Annotated in this window: 16 protein-coding genes; 6 read left to right on the top strand and 10 right to left on the bottom strand. The window is 68.3% G+C overall.

Annotated elements, in window-relative coordinates; genetic code table 11:
• Positions 1–117 precede the first annotated feature (117 nt).
• Positions 118–531, top strand: a complete 414-nt coding sequence (locus tag Q0Q47_RS02650) for a DUF1236 domain-containing protein (RefSeq protein WP_293853973.1) — start codon at positions 118–120, stop codon at positions 529–531.
• A gap of 143 nt (positions 532–674) precedes the next feature.
• Here Q0Q47_RS02650 and Q0Q47_RS02645 read toward each other — a convergent pair whose 3' ends face one another.
• The 7 genes from Q0Q47_RS02645 to Q0Q47_RS02615 all read right to left on the bottom strand — a co-directional run bounded on the left by Q0Q47_RS02645 (position 675) and on the right by Q0Q47_RS02615 (position 6,998).
• Entirely contained in the window at positions 675–1,595 is a 921-nt protein-coding gene (locus Q0Q47_RS02645; protein WP_293853970.1) for a LysR family transcriptional regulator, read from the bottom strand.
• A gap of 12 nt (positions 1,596–1,607) precedes the next feature.
• On the bottom strand, positions 1,608–2,654 hold the full coding sequence (locus tag Q0Q47_RS02640; protein ID WP_293853968.1) for an ABC transporter ATP-binding protein: 1,047 nt from the start codon (positions 2,652–2,654) through the stop codon (positions 1,608–1,610).
• Positions 2,654–3,454: an ABC transporter permease gene (locus Q0Q47_RS02635; RefSeq protein ID WP_293853965.1), complete on the bottom strand. Its 801-nt coding sequence runs from the start codon at positions 3,452–3,454 to the stop codon at positions 2,654–2,656. Before Q0Q47_RS02635 ends, Q0Q47_RS02640 begins: the two co-directional genes overlap by 1 nt.
• Positions 3,447–4,268 carry an ABC transporter permease gene (locus tag Q0Q47_RS02630; protein ID WP_293853963.1) on the bottom strand — a complete coding sequence of 274 codons (822 nt, stop codon included), beginning with the start codon at positions 4,266–4,268 and terminating at the stop codon, positions 3,447–3,449. Before Q0Q47_RS02630 ends, Q0Q47_RS02635 begins: the two co-directional genes overlap by 8 nt.
• Before the next feature lie 195 nt (positions 4,269–4,463).
• Positions 4,464–5,498 (bottom strand): ABC transporter substrate-binding protein, encoded by a 1,035-nt coding sequence (locus Q0Q47_RS02625; RefSeq protein WP_293853960.1) that lies wholly within the window; start codon positions 5,496–5,498, stop codon positions 4,464–4,466.
• Positions 5,499–5,557: 59 nt separating this feature from the next.
• On the bottom strand, positions 5,558–6,034 hold the full coding sequence (locus Q0Q47_RS02620; protein WP_293853958.1) for a DUF3830 family protein: 477 nt from the start codon (positions 6,032–6,034) through the stop codon (positions 5,558–5,560).
• A 271-nt stretch (positions 6,035–6,305) separates the two neighbouring features.
• Complete coding sequence (locus tag Q0Q47_RS02615) at positions 6,306–6,998, bottom strand: ankyrin repeat domain-containing protein (RefSeq protein WP_293853955.1); 693 nt, start codon at positions 6,996–6,998, stop codon at positions 6,306–6,308.
• Between the two features lie 176 nt (positions 6,999–7,174).
• On the opposite strand from Q0Q47_RS02615, the gene Q0Q47_RS02610 reads away from it, so the two are divergent.
• The 4 genes from Q0Q47_RS02610 (at position 7,175) to Q0Q47_RS02595 (ending at position 11,525) form a co-directional block, all read left to right on the top strand.
• Positions 7,175–8,500 (top strand): extracellular solute-binding protein, encoded by a 1,326-nt coding sequence (locus tag Q0Q47_RS02610; RefSeq protein WP_293853953.1) that lies wholly within the window; start codon positions 7,175–7,177, stop codon positions 8,498–8,500.
• A gap of 159 nt (positions 8,501–8,659) precedes the next feature.
• Positions 8,660–9,574 carry a carbohydrate ABC transporter permease gene (locus Q0Q47_RS02605; protein WP_293853950.1) on the top strand — a complete coding sequence of 305 codons (915 nt, stop codon included), beginning with the start codon at positions 8,660–8,662 and terminating at the stop codon, positions 9,572–9,574.
• Complete coding sequence (locus tag Q0Q47_RS02600) at positions 9,574–10,422, top strand: carbohydrate ABC transporter permease (protein WP_293853948.1); 849 nt, start codon at positions 9,574–9,576, stop codon at positions 10,420–10,422. The genes Q0Q47_RS02605 and Q0Q47_RS02600 overlap by 1 nt, the downstream gene beginning before the upstream one ends.
• 44 nt (positions 10,423–10,466) lie before the next feature.
• Positions 10,467–11,525 carry a mannonate dehydratase gene (locus Q0Q47_RS02595; protein WP_293853945.1) on the top strand — a complete coding sequence of 353 codons (1,059 nt, stop codon included), beginning with the start codon at positions 10,467–10,469 and terminating at the stop codon, positions 11,523–11,525.
• 172 nt (positions 11,526–11,697) lie between these two features.
• Here the strand turns inward: Q0Q47_RS02595 and Q0Q47_RS02590 are convergent, their stop codons facing one another.
• Positions 11,698–12,351 carry a GntR family transcriptional regulator gene (locus Q0Q47_RS02590; protein ID WP_293853943.1) on the bottom strand — a complete coding sequence of 218 codons (654 nt, stop codon included), beginning with the start codon at positions 12,349–12,351 and terminating at the stop codon, positions 11,698–11,700.
• 166 nt (positions 12,352–12,517) lie between these two features.
• Here Q0Q47_RS02590 and Q0Q47_RS02585 point away from each other — a divergent pair, with 166 nt between their 5' ends.
• Positions 12,518–13,663 (top strand): DegT/DnrJ/EryC1/StrS aminotransferase family protein, encoded by a 1,146-nt coding sequence (locus Q0Q47_RS02585; RefSeq protein WP_293853940.1) that lies wholly within the window; start codon positions 12,518–12,520, stop codon positions 13,661–13,663.
• A gap of 8 nt (positions 13,664–13,671) precedes the next feature.
• On the opposite strand, the gene Q0Q47_RS02580 is transcribed toward Q0Q47_RS02585, so the two are convergent.
• Positions 13,672–14,877 (bottom strand): nitrate/nitrite transporter, encoded by a 1,206-nt coding sequence (locus Q0Q47_RS02580; protein WP_293853937.1) that lies wholly within the window; start codon positions 14,875–14,877, stop codon positions 13,672–13,674.
• 264 nt (positions 14,878–15,141) lie between these two features.
• The gene (locus tag Q0Q47_RS02575) at positions 15,142–16,944 is read right to left on the bottom strand and encodes a methyl-accepting chemotaxis protein (RefSeq protein ID WP_293853934.1); all 1,803 of its coding nucleotides are present in this window, start codon (positions 16,942–16,944) and stop codon (positions 15,142–15,144) included.
• Positions 16,945–17,116 lie beyond the last annotated feature (172 nt).

The following is a 17,116-nucleotide window of genomic DNA, read 5'->3' as shown; positions in this document are numbered from 1 at the left end:
GCGCCTCGGTTCCATTCACATTGCGCGATGTGGCACGGCCAAGTTGTCGCAGGCAGGCCGGAACGAAGCCGTCAGCGGCGCGTTTTCCCGCCTCTTTGCAAACGACGAGGTGAAATCATGCCCCGCCTGACCCTGATCGCTGCCGCTGCAGCCCTTGCCATCCTCCCGGCCACCGCCTTCGCCCAGGAGGCCGGCGGCGCGGCCGCAGGTGCGGCCACCGGTGCCGTGGGCGGCGCCATCGTCGGCGGCCCGGTCGGTGCCGCGGTCGGCGGCGTGACCGGCGCGATCGTCGGCGGCGCCCTGTCGCAGCCCGATCGCACCCGCGTGCGCGAATACGTCGTCCGCGAGCAGCGCCCGTCGGTGCGCGTGGAAGAAGACGTCGTCGTCGGCTCGACGCTTCCCGGCGCCGTGACCTACTACGAGATCCCCTCCGACGTGGGCGTGAAGACGACCTATCGCTACTCCGTGGTCAACGGCCGCACCGTGCTCGTCGATCCCCAGACGCGCCGCGTGATCCAGGTGATCGAGTAAGGCGAGTAGCGACTAGAGAATAGCGAGTAGCGAGTAGCGAGTAGCGAGTAGCGAGTGGGGAGTAGCGAGTAGCGAGTGGGGAGTGGGGTGGAGCTTACGCCATTCCCTGCTCGCCATTCTCCATTCGCTATTCGCCCTGGGCTCTACTCCACCCAGGCCCGCTCCGTGTCGACCTGCCCGCAGTAGTGGGCCGCGCTCAGCCGTGATTGCTCGACGCACAGGGCGACGAGGGCCGCGTTGGTCGAGGCCTGGTAGGTGCCGATGATCGGCATCGGGGTCAGCGGCTTGGTCGTCTTCAGCACGTGCAGGAGGCCCATGCCGATCTCGCGCTGGACCGTGATCGTCGGCAGCGCGCCGATGCCGAAGCCCTCGATGACGAGATTGATGATCGAGTAGAGTGAATTGGTGCTGGTGAGCTTGGAGGCCAGCACCTGCTCGTCCTGAAAATAGGGCGTGAGCATCCGAAACGGCGGCGTGCCGCGCGGGAAGGTCACGACCGGCAGGAGCGCCAGTTCCTCCACGCTGTAGGTGCGCTGCGGATCGATGACCTTGTCCGATCCCACCCACGACATCTCGAAGACGCAACTCATGAAGCTGCGATAGCTCTCGCCGATCACCGGGTCGAGGGCGAAGATCACGTCGTAGGCGCCGTGTTGCATGCCCTCGACGAGGTTCTTGGTGCCCTCGATGGTGAGCTCCACCTTCAGCCGTGGCGCGCGGCGATGCAGCGCCTCCACGAGATGGGCCATCCAGGTCGACGAGATGGTGTCGATCGCCCCCACCCGAATGACGTCGATCGCCGAGGCGGTCTGGCCGGCGAGATCGGTGCGCAGCGCCTCGAGGGCGTGCGAGATCTCCTCGAAGGTCTTCAGCACCCGCTCGCCCTCGGGCGTCAGGCGGAAAGCGCCGCCCGAGCGGATGGCGAGCTTGCAGCCCAGCTCCTCCTCGAGCGCGGCGAGCCGCATGGAAATCGCCGGCTGCGTGGTGTTGAGCTCGCGTGCCGCTCGCGCGAAATGGCGGACGCGGGCGAGCGTGGTGAAGGTGGCGATGTCGACGATGCGCATCGGCGCCTCCCGTCACTCCGCGGCCACGGTCCGCACGCGGGACGGCTCGATGCTCAAGCCGACCCGGTCCCCTTCGGCGAACGCCGTGTCGCCGGTGGCGACGACCCTCACGACCTCGGAGCCCACCGCGACCACGTAACGGACGCGCGAGCCGAGATAGACGCGCGCCCGAACGACGCCGGCGATCCCCTGGCCTTCGGCCACGATGCGGAGGTCCTCCTGACGCAGGACCAGAAGGGCGCGCCCGCGGCGTGGCTCCGTCGCGGCGAGCGGCAGGCTCGTCCCGTCGGCGAGGCGGGCCGACGGTCCACGCGGGCCATCGGCGATGTCGGCCGGCAGCAGGTTGGCCGAGCCCAGGAAGCCCGAGGCGAAGGCCGAGCGGGGCGCGCCATAGATGTCTTCCGGCGCGCCGGCCTGCTCGATGCGGCCGGCATTGAGCAGGACGACCCGGTCGGACAGGGAGAGCGCCTCCTCCTGGTCGTGGGTGACGAACAGGGTGGTCAGCCCGATGCGGCGATGGATCTCGATGAGTTCCACCTGCATGTCCTCGCGAAGGCGCGCATCGAGGTTGGACAGCGGTTCGTCGAGCAGCAGGACCTGCGGCTTCGACACGATGGCCCGGGCCAGCGCGACGCGCTGCTGCTGGCCACCGGACAACTGCCGCGGCCGGCGGTCGGCGAGGTGCGCGAGTTGCACGGTCTCCAGGGCGGCTCGCACCTTGGCATCCTGCTCGTCGCGCGAGCCCAGCCGGCGCATGCGCAGCGGAAAGCGCACGTTCTCCGCCACGGACAGGTGCGGCAGCAGGGCGTAGGACTGGAACATCATCGCGATGTCGCGCTTTTCGGGCGGCAGGCCCGTGACGTCCCGCCCGCCGATGGACACCGCGCCGCTGGTCACGCCCTCCAGCCCGGCGACGATGCGCAGCAGCGTGGTCTTGCCGCATCCCGACGCGCCCAGAAGGCTGGTGAAGGACCCGGATTCGATCGACAGCGAGACCCCATGCAGGACGGGGGTGGCCCCGAAGGACTTGCGTATTTCCGTGAGCTCGACCGCGGACATCAGGCTGTGACCTTTCCGAGCCCGAGCAGGCGGTCGATGACGACCATGAGCAGCACGGTGATGCCGATCATGATCGTGGACACCGCGGCCACCGAAGGATCCGGGCTGAATTCGAGCTGGCCGTAGATCTGCACGGGCAGCGTGATGAGCACGGGCGTCCGCAGGAAGAGGGACAGCACCGCCTCGTCGAAGGAGATGTTGAAGGCGAAGAACGCGCCGGCCGCGAGCCCCGGCAGGCACTGCGGGACCACCACCAGGAACAGGCGTTGCAGCCGTCCCGCGCCCATCGTCCGCGCCGCCTCCTCCAGGAAGGGGTCGGAGTCGGCGAGCACGGCGAGCGTGGTCCGCACGACATAAGGGATCGCTATCACGGTGTGGCCGAGCCACAGCGTCACGAGGGACACCGCCCCGAAGGTGCGGCTCCAGGCCATCAGCATGCCGATGGCGAAGATGATGCTCGGCAGCACCAGGGGCGCCAGGAAGGCGGTCGCCATCACGTCGGAGCCCGGCAGCACGCGGCGGTGGATCGCGATCGCGGCCGCCCCGCCGGCGAGTGTCGCCGAGAGCGTCACCAGCAGCGCGAGGCGCAGGCTCGTGCCGGCCGCGGCGAGATAGGCGCCGGACGAGAGCACGGCCTGGTACCACTGCAGGCTGAAGCCCTGCGGCGGGAAGGAGATGAACTGGTTCTCCGACACGGAGGCGCCGATCACCACCACCAGGGGGCCGAGCAGGACGAGGCCCGCCAGCACCACGACGACGCCGCCGGCGATGCGCCAGGGGAGGGGAACGGCCCTAACCATGGCGCGGCCCCGTCGGGCGCACATAGGGCACCAGCACGAGGAGGACCCCGGCGAAGAGCACGACGGCCTGTGCGGCGGCGAAGTTCCAGTCGAGCGTCTGGGTGACCGCGCCGTAGATGGACGAGGCCAGGACGTGCAGGCGGCTGCCGCCCAGCAGGTTCGGCGTGACGAAGGAACTGGCCGAGAGCGTGAAGCAGAGCAGCGAGCCGGCGACGAGCCCGGGCAGCGACAAGGGCAGGACGACCGCGGTCAACGTCCGCCCGAAGCTCGCGCCCATGGTCCGCGCCGCCTCCTCCAGGCGTCCGTCGATGCGCGTCAGGACGCCGAGGATCGAGAGCACCATGAACGGCAGGAGCACCTGGGTCAGGCCGAGCACGATGGCCGTCTCGGTCTGCATGAGCGAGAACGACCGGTTCACGAGCCCGAGGTCGCGAAGGGTTTGCGGCACGAGGCCGCTGCGGGTGAGCAGCACCATCCAGCCGAAGGTGCGCACCACGACGCTCGTCATCAGCGGCAGCACGACCATGACGAGCAAAGCGAGCCGCAGTCGCGGACCGCCCCGGGCCATGATGTAGGCGAGCGGAAAGCCGATGAGCGCGCACAGCGCGGTGATGACCAGCGACAGGCGCACGGTGCGCCACAGGACGCCGAGGTAGAACCCGTCGCCCAGCACCTTGGCGAGATACTCCAGCGTGAAGCCGCTGGGGCCGGCGACCGCCAGCACGAGCATGTGCAGGATCGGCAGGGCGAACGCCAGCGCGAGCAGCGCGATCCCCGGGAGGAGCAGGGCCGCTGTTTCCGTGCGGTCGTTCACCCCGCCGTCCCCGGGAGAGCTTTGATCATCCTGGCTCCCTCTGTCCGACGTCCTGGCCGGGCTTGGCCCGGCCATCCACGACTTGGGGACGGCCCCGGCAAAGTCGTGGATGCCCGGGCCAGGCCCGGGCAGGACGAACGGAGAGGTAACGGCCTGTGTTGCGAGGGCATCGGAGCCTGGGAGATCGAGGGCGCCTTACTTCGCGATGGCCTTGTTCCAGGCGTCCACCCAGGCCGCGCGCTTGGCCTCGATGACCGTCGGGTCGAAGCGGATCATGCCCGCCGCGGCCTTCTCGCCCGAGACGATGTCCTGCGCCACCTCGTCCGACACCTTGGTCTTGGCATTGGTCGGGGTGTAGCGCAGCGCCTCGGCGAAGCAGGCCTGGGCGTCCGCCGAGATCGTCATGTCGACGAACTTGGCGGCGAGGTCGCCGTTGGGTCGGCCGGCCACGAGGCTCGCGGTGATGAAGCTCGCGGGCGTGCCTTCCTTGGCCTGGATGAACTTCGCCGGCATGTTCGCCTTCTTCAGGGTGAAGGCATAGTCGGAGGCGTAGGGCGCGATCCAGGCGTCGTTCTGGGCGAAGGCCTGCTGGATCTCCGGCGAGGTCTTCACCACGACGGCGCCGCCCTTGAGCAGCGTCTTCACGGCGTCGAGGCCCGGCTGGATGTTGTCCAGCGTCCCGCCCTTCACCTGGTTCAGCATGAGGAAGCCGAGCAGGCCGTAGACGTTGGAGATGTCGGTGAGGACGACGTGGTCGCCCATCGCCGGATCCATCACGTCGTTCCAGCTGGTCGGCTCCTTCGGCACCTTCTTGGTGTTCACGACGAGGCCGATGGCGGCGATCTGGTAGGCCGGTCCCTCGCCCTTGGCGACGTTCTTCTTGGCGAAGTCGTAGAGATTGGCAAGGTTCGGAATCTTGGCCGGATCCATCGGGGCGAGCAGCCCCTCGGACGCCGCGACGATCTCCTGGCCACCCGAGAAGTGGATGACGTCGAACTGCGGCGCGGCCTTCTGGGCCCGGACCTGCGCGAAGGCGTCCGCCGAGTAGGCCGTGACGATCTTCACGCTGGCGCCGGTCGCCTTCTCGAACGGGTCGATGACGCACTTGCGGTGCGCCTGCTCGTAGGCGCCGCCAAACGAGTTGATGACCAGCGTCGGCGCCTGGGCGAGCGCGGTGCCGCTCATCAGCACGGTGGCGATGATGGCGGCGGAAGCGATCCTGATGCTCATGGATAGTCCCCTTTCCCTGTGGCGCCCGGCCGGGCGCGGTCCGTAGGCGGCGCGGCTGATCACAGCCGGCCGATCTCCACCCACTTGGCTCCCTCGATGCGGATCAGTCGGCACTGCTCGGCGATGGCGTCGAGCCCTTCCGACATGTGCGCGAAATAGGTGCAGGGAATCCAGCCCGTCGGACCGAAGGTGCGTCCGCCATGGGCGTAGAACAGGCCGATCTCCCAGAACTCGGTCGGGTCGTTCTTGAAGAAGTTCGGCGGTTGATAGAACCACAGCATGTCGCCGGCTTCCGGAATGACCGTCTGGTTCTCCGGCGGCAACTTCGTGGGATCGAAGTTCTGCGCCTCCTTGGGCAGGCCCATCATGATCTCGGGACCCGAGAACATGGCGTGCGTGGCCCGCCAGCGGATGGGCTTCTTCAACGCGCCCCACAGCGCCTTGCACGTCTGCGGCGCGTTGTCCCAATACATCGTGATGATGCCGGTGACGTCGGCGTCGACGAACTTGAGATAGAGCTTCTTGTCCTTGGCCATCTTTCCCTCCGAGGCACGATCCACGTCATTCCAGCGGCCCGGAGCGGGGCTGTCCAATCCGGACTCTTAATACGCGATATCAGGGAAGCTTATCGGGGTTTAGGCTTCACGCAAGCAGGTCGCCGCTCACCTCGTTCGCTCTCTCCCTCTCCGCCGTCATGCCCGGGCTTGGCCCGGGCACCCACGACTTCGGGACGGCCCCGGCAAAGTCGTGGATGGCCGGGCCAAGCCCGGCCAGGACGAACTGGAGGACCATCGCTGCCGAAAGGCATCACCGCGCCCCGGCAGCCTCCAGCAGCTTCACCACGGACGCCTGTCCCATTGCCCGGGCGTGGGCCAGCGGGGTCTTGCCGTCCCGGCCGGGGAGCGACGGGTTGGCGCCACCCTGCAGCAGCAGGCGCACGATCTCGGTGTGCCTGGCGCCGCCGTCGCCCAGGATCACGGCCTCCAGCAGGGCCGTCCAGCCGAGCCTGTTGACGTGGTCGACCGCGATGGTGGTCTTCAGGAGTTCGCGCACGTTTTCCACGTGCCCATGATGCGCGGCCGGGATGAGGCCGGTGCCGCCGTAGCGATTCACGCTCTTGAGATCGGCGCCGGCCGCGAGCGTCAGCCGCAGGATCTCGACCGGGCCTTCCGCCGCCGCATAGAGGTAGGGGCTGTCGTCGATACCGTCCTTGGCGTTGACGTCCGCGCCGGCCTCGATCAGCAGCCGCGCCGCCTCGGCCGCCCGGGCATGGGTGGCGGCCAGCAGGGCCGTGCGGCCGCGCTTGTCGCGTTCGCGGATGTCGGCGCCGGCCTTGACCAGCCTCGCGACGGCGGTGGCGTCCCCCCGGTCGGCAGCCTCAGGGCCTGGCCGTCGCGTGTCATGGCATGGCTCCGGGGCGCCGCGAGCAGCATCGGCACGAGGCCCAGAAGCACGCGGCGGGAGAGGGGGAGGGGCGTTTTCATCGCGCAAGTCTGCCATGGCGGCTGCGACCTTGGCGAGCCTGCGGCTTCGCTTGACAATGTCGTTTTTGATCAAAAAGATGGGTGCCAGTGTTAGCGCTCCCGCGCCGCGTGCCGCGCAGGGCGACGACCGAAGACCAGCCGCGCTGCGGGGTCTGTCCCGCGCGTGAGACAAGGACGTCAGGGAGGACCAAGGTGACAGCGCATTTCGCGTGGACGCGCAGGCATATCCTCAAGACATCGGTGGCAGGCGCTGCGGCGGCCCTGACGGCCGGACGGGCGACCTCGTCGCTCGCGGCACCGGCCCTCGTGAAGGGATCCAAGCTCACCTACTGGGGCGGGCTGATCTTCTCCGACAAGGCCAACAAGCTCCTGGTGGACACGATCAACAAGTGGGGCGCCGACAACGGCATCCAGACCGAAGTCGTGATGATCAACCAGAACGAGACCGTGCAGAAGGTGTCGGCGGCGGTGGCCTCGAACACCCTGCCCGACGCGCTCGACCTCAGCCTCGACCTGCTGATGCTCCTGTCGCGGCAGGGCGTGTTCCACACCGTCGACGAGATCTTCGACAGCCTCGGCAAGGCCCAGGGCGGCTGGTTCCCCGCCATCGCCTCGGCGTCCGACACGTCCAAGGTGGCGGGCGGGCGCACGGGCATTCCCTACGGCGTCTCGGGCAACCTGCTGCTGCGGCGCAACGACCTGCTGTCGAAGGCCGGCTTCAAGAACCCGCCGACCACGTGGGAGGAACTCTCGCAGCAGGCAGCGGCGATCAACAAGCCGCCGCTCTACGGGCTGGGCCTCGCGCTGTCCAACGTCGGCGACGGCAACGTTCAGGTCGGCGTGCTGCAGTCCTATGGCGGACGCATCGCCGACGACACCGGCACCAAGGCCGCCATCAAGTCCGAGGCCACCCGCGAATACCTGAAGTGGGTGAAGGCGGCCTGGGACAAGAAGCTGTTCCCGCCCGGCAACACCACGTGGGACGGGGCAGGCGACAACAATGCCTATCTCGCCGGCCAGGCGGCATTCATCGCCAACACCGGCTCCGTCGGCATCGCCGCCAAGAGCCAGGACCCCGAGCTCTACCAGGCGACGCTCTATTCCTCGCTGCCGGGCGGCCCGAAGGGCGTCGTCTCGGCGACGAACACCAACCTGCGCGCCATCCCCAAGAGCAGCAAGAACCCCGATGCCGCGCGCGCCCTGCTCGAGTTCCTGGGCAGCCCGGAGTTCATGAACGCCTATTACGAGCAGGCGATCTACGGCCCCGTGCTGCAGGGCCAGTCGAAGCTCAAGGCCTTCACGAGCGGCGACCCGATCCTCTCGGGTCTCCTCGACCTCGTGGTGAAGGGCACCGCGCCCGCCTATCCGGACGTCTACAACACGGCTTTCGCGGACGCCTACAACAACTTCGTGGTGCCGAAGATGGTCCAGCGCGTCGTCATCGACAACTGGGACTTCGATCGCGCCATGGATGAAGCACAGACGGTCACGCAGTCGATCTACGACAAGTACAAATAGTGCCGTTGCTCCTGTGTCGAGGGATGTGGAGAGATCCAGCATCCTTCGACACGCCGCCTCGGGCGGCTGTTCTGGATGAGGACCATTCTTGGTGTTGAACTGTTTCAGAAGTCCTCATCCCGAGCCGGCCGCGGTTGCGGCCAGGTCGAAGGGCGCAGAATGACCCAGCCCCGCACGGCCAGCCCGAAGCCCCGCTTCTCCGCCGCCACGCAGGACCAGCTCTTCGCCTACGGGCTCGTGCTGCCCGTCGTGCTGCTGCTCCTGGGCCTCGTCGCCTACCCGTTCTTCTATGCGATCTGGGTGTCCTTCACGAACCGCGTGGTCGGCAACGACGGCGTGTTCATCGGGCTCGGGAACTTCCGCTACCTGGCGGGTTCGCCGGCCTTCTTCAGCGCCATCCGCAACACGATCGTGCTGGTCGTCGTCAGCGACATCCTGAAGCTCGCGATCGGGCTCGGGCTCGCCCTGCTCGTCACCCAGAAGATCGCGGGGCGCGGGCTGTTCCGCTCCATGCTGATGCTGCCGTGGGCCATGCCGGCCTTCGTGGCCTATCTCACCTGGCGCGTGCTCTACCAGCCCATCGGCGGCGGCATTAATCTCGTGCTGACGCAGACCGGCATCTACCCGGAGATCGTCGACTGGCTCGGCCAGCGCCAGACCGCCATGCCGTCGGTGATCGTCGCCGCCGTCTGGCGCGGCTTCCCGTTCTGGTTCGTCAGCATCCTGGCCGCGCTGCAGACCATTCCCGGCGAGCTCTACGAGGCGGCGCGCATCGACGGCGCCAATGCCTGGCAGCGCTTCAGGGCGGTCACCTGGCCGGGCATCCGGCAGGTGGTGATCATCACGACGCTCCTGTCCTCGATCTGGACCGCGAACTCCTTCGAGCACGTCTGGCTGCTGACCCAAGGCGGCCCGTCCGACGCCACCATGGTGTTCCCGGTCCTGGCCTATTTCGGCATGCAGACCCAGCGGCTCGGCGAGGCGGCGGCCGTGTCGGTGGCCATGCTGCCGGTGCTGGCCATCCTCGTCATTTTCGCGACCGCGATGATGACGAGCCGCGAGGAGCAGGACTGATGGCCGGCTCCCCCAGCATCAGCCGTCGGCTCCTGTTCGCCCGCATCGGCACCTACGTGGCGCTCGCCTGCGCGGTGCTCCTCGTCCTCTTCCCGATCTACTGGATGGTCATCACGTCGCTGAAGCTGCCGCGCGAGATCTACCGCGTGCCGTCGCTGTGGCCCCAGACCATCACCTGGAACAACTACCGCATCCTGCTGGAGGACAAGGGCTTTCTCGTCGCCCTCCGCAACAGCCTGCTGGTGGCGGGCTCGGTGACCTTCATCTCGGTGGTGATTTCCTCGCTCGCCGCCTATTCGCTGGCGCGGTTCCGCTACCGCTTCCGTGGCTTCGTCGGCCGGCTCATCCTCTTCGCCTATCTCACGCCCACGACGCTGCTCTTCATCCCGCTATCGATCCTGATGGCCCGGCTCGGGCTCGGGAACTCGCTGCACGGGCTGATCCTCGTCTACCTCACCTTCTCGCTGCCGCTGTCGACCTGGCTCCTGCAGGGCTATTTCCGCGGCGTGCCGAAGGAACTCGAGGAGCAGGGCATGATCGACGGGCTGACGCGCTTCGGCGCGCTGTTCCGGATCGTCATTCCGCTCTCGGCGCCCGGCATCGCGGCGGTGGCGATCTTCACCTTCACGGGCGCCTGGAACGAGCTCTTGCTGGCGCTGGTCCTGATCACCTCGGAATCGCAGCGCACCACGCCGCTCGCGCTCAACTACCTCATCACCAGCGACGTGCTGCCTTGGGGGCCGCTGATGGCCGGGGCGGTGATCTCGTCGCTGCCCCTGATGATCCTCTATTTCGTCGCCCAGCGCTTCATGGTGCAGGGCATGACCGCCGGTTCGGTCAAGGGGTGACGTCCACGTCTTCGACGATCCGCTCAAAGCTCGGGAGGAAACACATGTCAGCCAAGGGCATCCGCATTGGCGTCGGCCAGTTCAAGGAACTTACCGACGAGAAGCTCAAATTCGCGCAGCAGATCGGCGTCACGACGCTCCAGCTCAACAACCCGACGCTGCCGGGCGACGCGCGCTGGGAGGAGAAGGACCTGCGGGCCCTGGTCACGCGCGCGAAGGAGCATGGCCTCGAGCTCGAGGCCATCGAGAACGTCCCCACCCACTTCTACCACAAGGTGATGCTGGGTCTGCCGGGGCGCGACGAGCAGATCGAGAACTACTGCTACACCCTGCGCAACGTCGGCCGGGCGGGCATCCCGATCCTGGGTTTCCACTTCATGCCGAACTCGGTGTGGCGCACCGAGCGCCTCGCGCCGGGCCGCGGCGGCGCCGGCTGCACCAAGTTCGACATGGCCGTGGTCGACGCCGCGCAGACCAAGGACGAGTGGCGCAAGTTCCTGCCCACGGGGCTGGGCTGGCTCGACACCATGCCGCTGCGCGGCCCCGGCGAGCCCCTCGTCACCGAGGAGGAGATGTGGGCGAACTACACCTACTTCATCAAGGCCGTGCTGCCGGTCGCCGAGGAAGCGGGGGTGAAGATGGCCCTGCACCCGGACGATCCGCCGGTTCCCATGCTCGGCGGCATCGCCCGGCTGTTCTACAAGGTCGAGAACTTCAAGCGCGCCTGGGAGATCAACCCCACCAGCGACGCCTGGGGCCTCGACCTGTGCCTGGGCTGCTGCTCGGAGATGGTGGGCGGCGCCATCAACGTGCGCGACATGATCAACTTCTTCGGGCCGAAGGGCCGGATCTTCTACGTCCACTTCCGCGACGTGAAGGGCACCGTGCCGAACTTCACCGAGTGCTTCATCGGCGAAGGCAACTTCGACCCGGCGGAGGCCATGGCGCTCCTGAAGAAGACCGGCTTCAACGGCTTCCTGCTCGACGACCACGTGCCCCACATGGACGACGACACCGACTGGAACCACCGCGGCCGCGCCCACGCCATCGGCTACATGCAGGGCCTCCTGCGCATGGGCGATCGCTCGTCCTGGGCGGCGTGAGGGGCCGAGGAAACGTGAATCATGCAACTCTCACCCGTCCTGCCCGGGCTCCGGCCCGAGCATCCACGACTTTGCCGGAGGCATTCTGAAGTCGTGGGTGGCCGGGCCAAGCCCGGCCATGACGGCGGAGAGGGAGAGGCCTTTCCCGACCGCACCGGCTGTTGGATGACGGCTACCCCGCCTCCCGCTCGGCCCTGATCCGGCCGACGATGTAGCGGCGGTTGGCCTCCACCGCCTCCTGGGCGATGCGGGCGGCCGCTTCGCCGTCGCCGGCGCGCGCGGCGGCGATGATGGCCCGGTGGTTGGCGGAGATGGCGCCGAGGTCGCGCGGGCCGAAGTGGCGGAAGGCGGGATAGAGGAGGGGCCAGGTGCGGTCGAGCGCGTCGGCGGCCTCGGCGTTGCCCGCCACCGCCATGACGTGGTCGAAGAAACGGTCGTTGCGCACCATGTGCTCGTCGATCGAGCCCGCCCGGCCGATGTCGTCCTCGAGCGCCTCGAGCGTGTCGATGTCGGCGGGTGTCGCGCGCTCGACGAAGCGCCGGAACACGAGCCCGAGGATGGCCTGGCGCAGGTCGCACAGGTTCTCCGCCAGCCGCTCGTCGACGATCCTCACGCTCGCACCCCGATTGGCCGGGATGCTGACGAGCCCCTGGCTCTGCAGGTCGACGAGCGCCTGGCGCACCGGCATGGCGCCCGTTCGGTAGCGGCGAACGAGCTCAGCCACCTTGAGGCGTGCTCCCGGCGGAAAATGGCCCATGCGGATGTCGTGACGCAGGGCCGCCAGCAGCCCCTGGTACGTCAGCTCCTCCCGCGAATGCTTGGCCATGTCCGATCCTGGTCCTCGTCGCGGGTTACAGCATTTGCCCGGGTGCGGCGAGAGGGAAGGTCGTGCGTGCGCCTGCTTCTTTTGCGTGCTATTTGGCCATCGTGAAAGTCGCGAGTGCTGGCCCTGCCTGTCGTCGCGGCGAGAGACCGGACCATCGGACAAGGCCATGAACGCACCTGCCGCACCCGAGCCCATCGCCTTCATCGACCTCGCTGCCCAGAAGCAGCGGATCGGCCCGGCCGTCGAGGCGGCCATCAAGCGGGTGCTGGACCATGGCCAGTACATCATGGGACCGGAGGTGAAGACCTTCGAGGCCCAGCTCGGCGCGTTCTGCGGCGCCACCCACGTCGTGTCCTGCGCCTCCGGCACCGACGCGCTGGCGCTGGTCCTGATGGCCAAGGGCGTGAAGCCCGGCGACGCCGTGATCTGCCCCACCTTCACCTTCTGCGCGACCGCCGAGGTCGTGGCATGGCTCGGCGCCACGCCGATCTTCGTCGACAGCACGCCGGACACGTTCAACATCGATCCCGCCAGCCTGCGGCAGGCGCTGGAGACGGCGCGCTCGCTGGGCCTGCGCCCGGTCGGCATCATCCCGGTCGACCTCTTCGGCCTCGCCGCCGACTACGCCGCGATCGTGGCGATGGCCGAGGCCGAGGGCCTCTGGGTGCTGTCCGATGCCGCGCAGTCCTTCGGCGCGTCGGTCCACGGCCGCAAGGTCGGGACCTTCGGCCTGGCGACCGCCACGAGCTTCTTCCCGGCCAAGCCGCTCGGCTGCTATGGCGATGGCGGCGCGATCCTGACCGAGGACGCCGAACTGGCCGCCCTGATGCGCAGCCTGCGCGTCCACGGCCAGGGCAGCGACAAGTACGACAACGTCCGCATCGGCATGACGGCGCGCCTGGACACCATCCAGGCGGCCATCCTGATCGAGAAGCTCGCGGTGTTCGCCGACGAGATCGAGGCCCGCAACCGCGTCGCCGCCCGTTACAACGCCGCCCTGGCCGATGTCTGCCAGGTGCCGTTCGTTCCGGACGGGCACGTGTCTGTCTGGGCGCAGTACACCATCCTGGTGCCGGGCGATCGGCGCGACGCGATCGCCGCGACCCTGAAGTCGGCCGGCGTGCCGACGGCGGTCTACTATCCCATGCCCCTGCACAAGCAGGTGGCCTACCGCCACTATCCGGTGGCCGGAAACGGCCTGCCCGTGTCCGAGGATCTCAGCCGGCGGGTCCTGAGCCTGCCCATGCATCCCTACCTGGACGAGGCGACGCAGGATCGTGTGGTCGAGGCCGTGCGCGCCGCCGTCGCCTGACGGCGGTCCTACGCGGCGGCGAGCCTGCGCGGCAGCACGACCGAGATGACGAGCGAGGCGACCGCTCCGGCGGCGAACATCCAGTAGACGCTCTCGAACGAGCCGGTCGCTTCCTTCAGCGTGTCGCCGATGACGTTGCCCAGGACGGCGCCCAGCCCCATGAGCACGTTGCCGACGGCGAAGACGACCGCCGAGCCCGCGCCGAAGAAGAAGGCGATGTAGGCCGCGACCAGCCCGAACATGGCGTAGTAGACGAAGGCGAACAGGAAGGCGCCGGAGGCCAGGACCGCGACGCTGTTCAGCCGCACGCCGGCGATGGTCACGACGAAGCCGCAGGCCATCACGGCGAAGCAGACCACCAGCGCCCGGCGCGGCGTGATGCGATCGCCCAGGCCGCCGAAGAGGAAGCCGCTGAACATCCCGACCACCGCGATCACCCGCCAGGCCAGGGTGGCCGCCTCCCGCCCCATCGTGCTCTCGGCCTCCACATAGGGCGAGATGAACGTCTGGTAGGGGATGCTGGCCAACCCATTCAGGAACATGAGCGACAGCACCAGCACGGTGGTGCCGCGCGGCAGGGCCCGCAGGCGCTGGGCCAGGGTTCCCTGGGCGGCCGCGCCGCTTGGCAGCCCGCCGGCCGGCCCGGCGAGCCTGCGCAGGCGCAGCGTGCCGAAGGTTGCCAGCGCCACGGTCAGCCCGGCGGCGATCAGCCAGAGGGCCCGCCAGCCCTGGCCATCGAGCAGGTTGGCGACGAGCCAGGCATTCACCAGCAGGCCGTAGCTCGTGCCGGCCGCTATCGCTCCCATCGCCTTCGAGCGATGGCGTTCCGGAACGAGGTCGCGCAGGACGTCCACCATCGGGACCCAGATCGTCGCCGAGATCGCGCCCATGACGAACAGCAGCACGCCGAAGGTGACCGGCCCCCCGGCTCCGGCCATGGCGGCGAAGGCGACCGCGCTGAGCCACACCGAGCCCAGGATCACCCGCATCCCGCCGAAGCGCAGGACGAGCCACCCAGCGACCGCCGAGAAGGTCATGAAGCCGGCCTGGATGCCGCCGGTGAGGACGCCCATCACCTGGTAGTCGAACGGGATCTCCCGCCGGATCGCCTCAACCGTCGCGGGGAAGAGGTACAGCCCGAAGGCATAGGTGGCGGCCACGAAGGCGACGAACAGGACCGTCGCCTCCAGGGCGCGGAGCGACTGGGAGGTCATGGCGCAGTCCTGCAAGGGTGGCGGCCTTGTAGAACAATCGGCGGACGCTGGAAATGCTCGTGACGCGAAGGGCTTGCCCGGTCTGGTTGAATCAAACCGTTGAAACCAGTTTCGGTTGAATCCGGCCCTGAGCCGCCGGCGCCAAGATCCTGTCCCGACTCGCCATTCTCGCGAACGGCCCGGCCGGCGCGCCGCTCACATCGGCGCAGGCGGCGACCCACCTGGCCGCGCCCGGGTCCCGGGCGCCGCCGACGTGTCGCGGGCTCAGAACTCGTCCCAGCTCCCGCCGCCAGCGGCCGCCTTGAGCGCCGGAGCCTTGGCCGGTTCGACCTTGCGCTTCGCCACCGGCTTCGTCGCGGCCTTGGGAGCGGTGGGCTTGCCGCTGAAGGCGGCGCTCGCCATGTCGCGCAGCCGGGCCGGAACGGTCGGAGCGGGGGCAGGGCGGTGCGAGATCGACGCGGATCCCGTCCGGAACTCGCCCACGATCGACTTCAGGGCTGCGATCTGCTGGGAGAGGGACATGGCCGACGCCGAGCTCTGCTCGGCCAGCGCGGCGTTCTGCTGCGTCATCTCGTCCATGTGGGCGACGGCCTGGCTCATCTCGTCGATGCCGTTGGCCTGTTCGGCCGAGGCGGTGGAGATCTCGTTGACCGTGCCGGCGACCTTGGCCGACGCGCCGACGATCCGTTCCAGGGTGGCGCCGGCCTCGCGCACGAGCTTGACGCCCTGTCCGACCTCCACCGTGGAGGTGGAGATCAGGCCACCGATGTCCTTGGCGGCCTCCGACGATCTCTGGGCCAGCGTCCGGACCTCGGCGGCCACCACCGCGAAGCCCTTGCCGGCATCGCCCGCGCGCGCCGCCTCGACGGCCGCGTTGAGGGCGAGAAGGTTGGTCTGGAAGGCGATCTCGTCGATCACCGAGGTGATCTCGGTGATCTTCGCCGACGCCTGTTCGATCCGCGTCATGGCCTCCACGGCCTGGCCGACGATCCGGCCGCCTTCCTCGGCGACGTCGCGCGCTTCCTCCGCATAGGCCACGGCCTGCCGCGACGACTGCGCGGAGCTCTTCACGGAGGCTGCGAGCTGCTCCGTCGTGGCGGCGGTCTCCTCCAGGGCGGAGGCCTGCTGCTCGGTGCGTCCCGCGAGGTCGCGGCTTCCCGACGTGATCTCCGCCGACGCGGTCTCCGTCTCCTGCGTGGCGCTGACGACCGCGTCGATCACGGAAGCCATGGTGTCGATCAGGCTGTTCACGCCCTCGCACAGCGTCTTCACGTTCTGGCTGGCGTCCTGCGTGGCCGTCACGCGCACCGTCAGGTCGCGGTTGCGGGCGGCCTCGACCGCGTCGCTGATCTGGGCCACCACCTCCTCGATGCGGGCCGCCTTGACCTGGGCCGTGATGTCGGTCGCGAACTTGACGACCTTGCAGGGCTTGCCTTCGCTGTCGAAGATCGGGTTGTAGCTGGCCTGGATCCAGACCTCCTTGCCGCCCTTGCCGAGGCGCCGATACTGCGCGGCGTCGTACTCCCCGCGGCGCAGCTTGTCCCAGAAGGCCTTGTAGCCGGGCGCGTCACGCTCGGCCGGATCGACGAAGATGCTGTGGTGGCGCCCCTTCACCTCGGCGAGGCTGTAGCCCACCACGGCGAGAAAGTTGGCGTTGGCGTCGAGGATCGTGCCGTCCAGCGCGAACTGGATCACGGCCTGAGACTTGTTGATGGCGTCGATCTGGCCGGTGAAGTCGGCGAGCCGCTCCTTCTGGGCGGTGACGTCGGTCGCGAACTTCACGACCTTGTAGGCGCGGCCCCTGCGGTCGAGGATCGGATTGTAGGTCGCCTGCAGCCAGATCCCGCTGCCGTCCTTGCGCAGGCGCCGGAATTCGCCCGCGTGGAATTCGCCTCTCTTCAGCTTCTCCCAGAAGGCGCGATACTCGCTGGACCGCGCATAGTCGCTTTCCACGAGCATGCTGTGGTGCTTTCCCCGGATCTCGTCCAGCGAATAGCCCATCGTCGCGAGGAAATTGGCGTTGGCGGAGAGGATCCGCCCTTCCAGATCGAACTCGATCACCGCCATCGAGCGATCAATGGCCTTCGCGACGTCGGCCGGTGCGGCATGCGAATGAGTACCAAATCCGAACATGAAGGAGACCTGCTCATAGGTGTGCAGCCAGCAGAGGCTTCAGCACAGCCTGGACGAGAATCCTTTCCAACCCGTGGATTTTGGCTCGAAAACGGGCAAGAAAACG

It is taken from the genome of uncultured Alsobacter sp. (assembly GCF_945952055.1).
GTDB lineage: Bacteria > Pseudomonadota > Alphaproteobacteria > Rhizobiales > Beijerinckiaceae > Alsobacter.
This window is presented reverse-complemented; position numbering and strand designations above follow the sequence as displayed.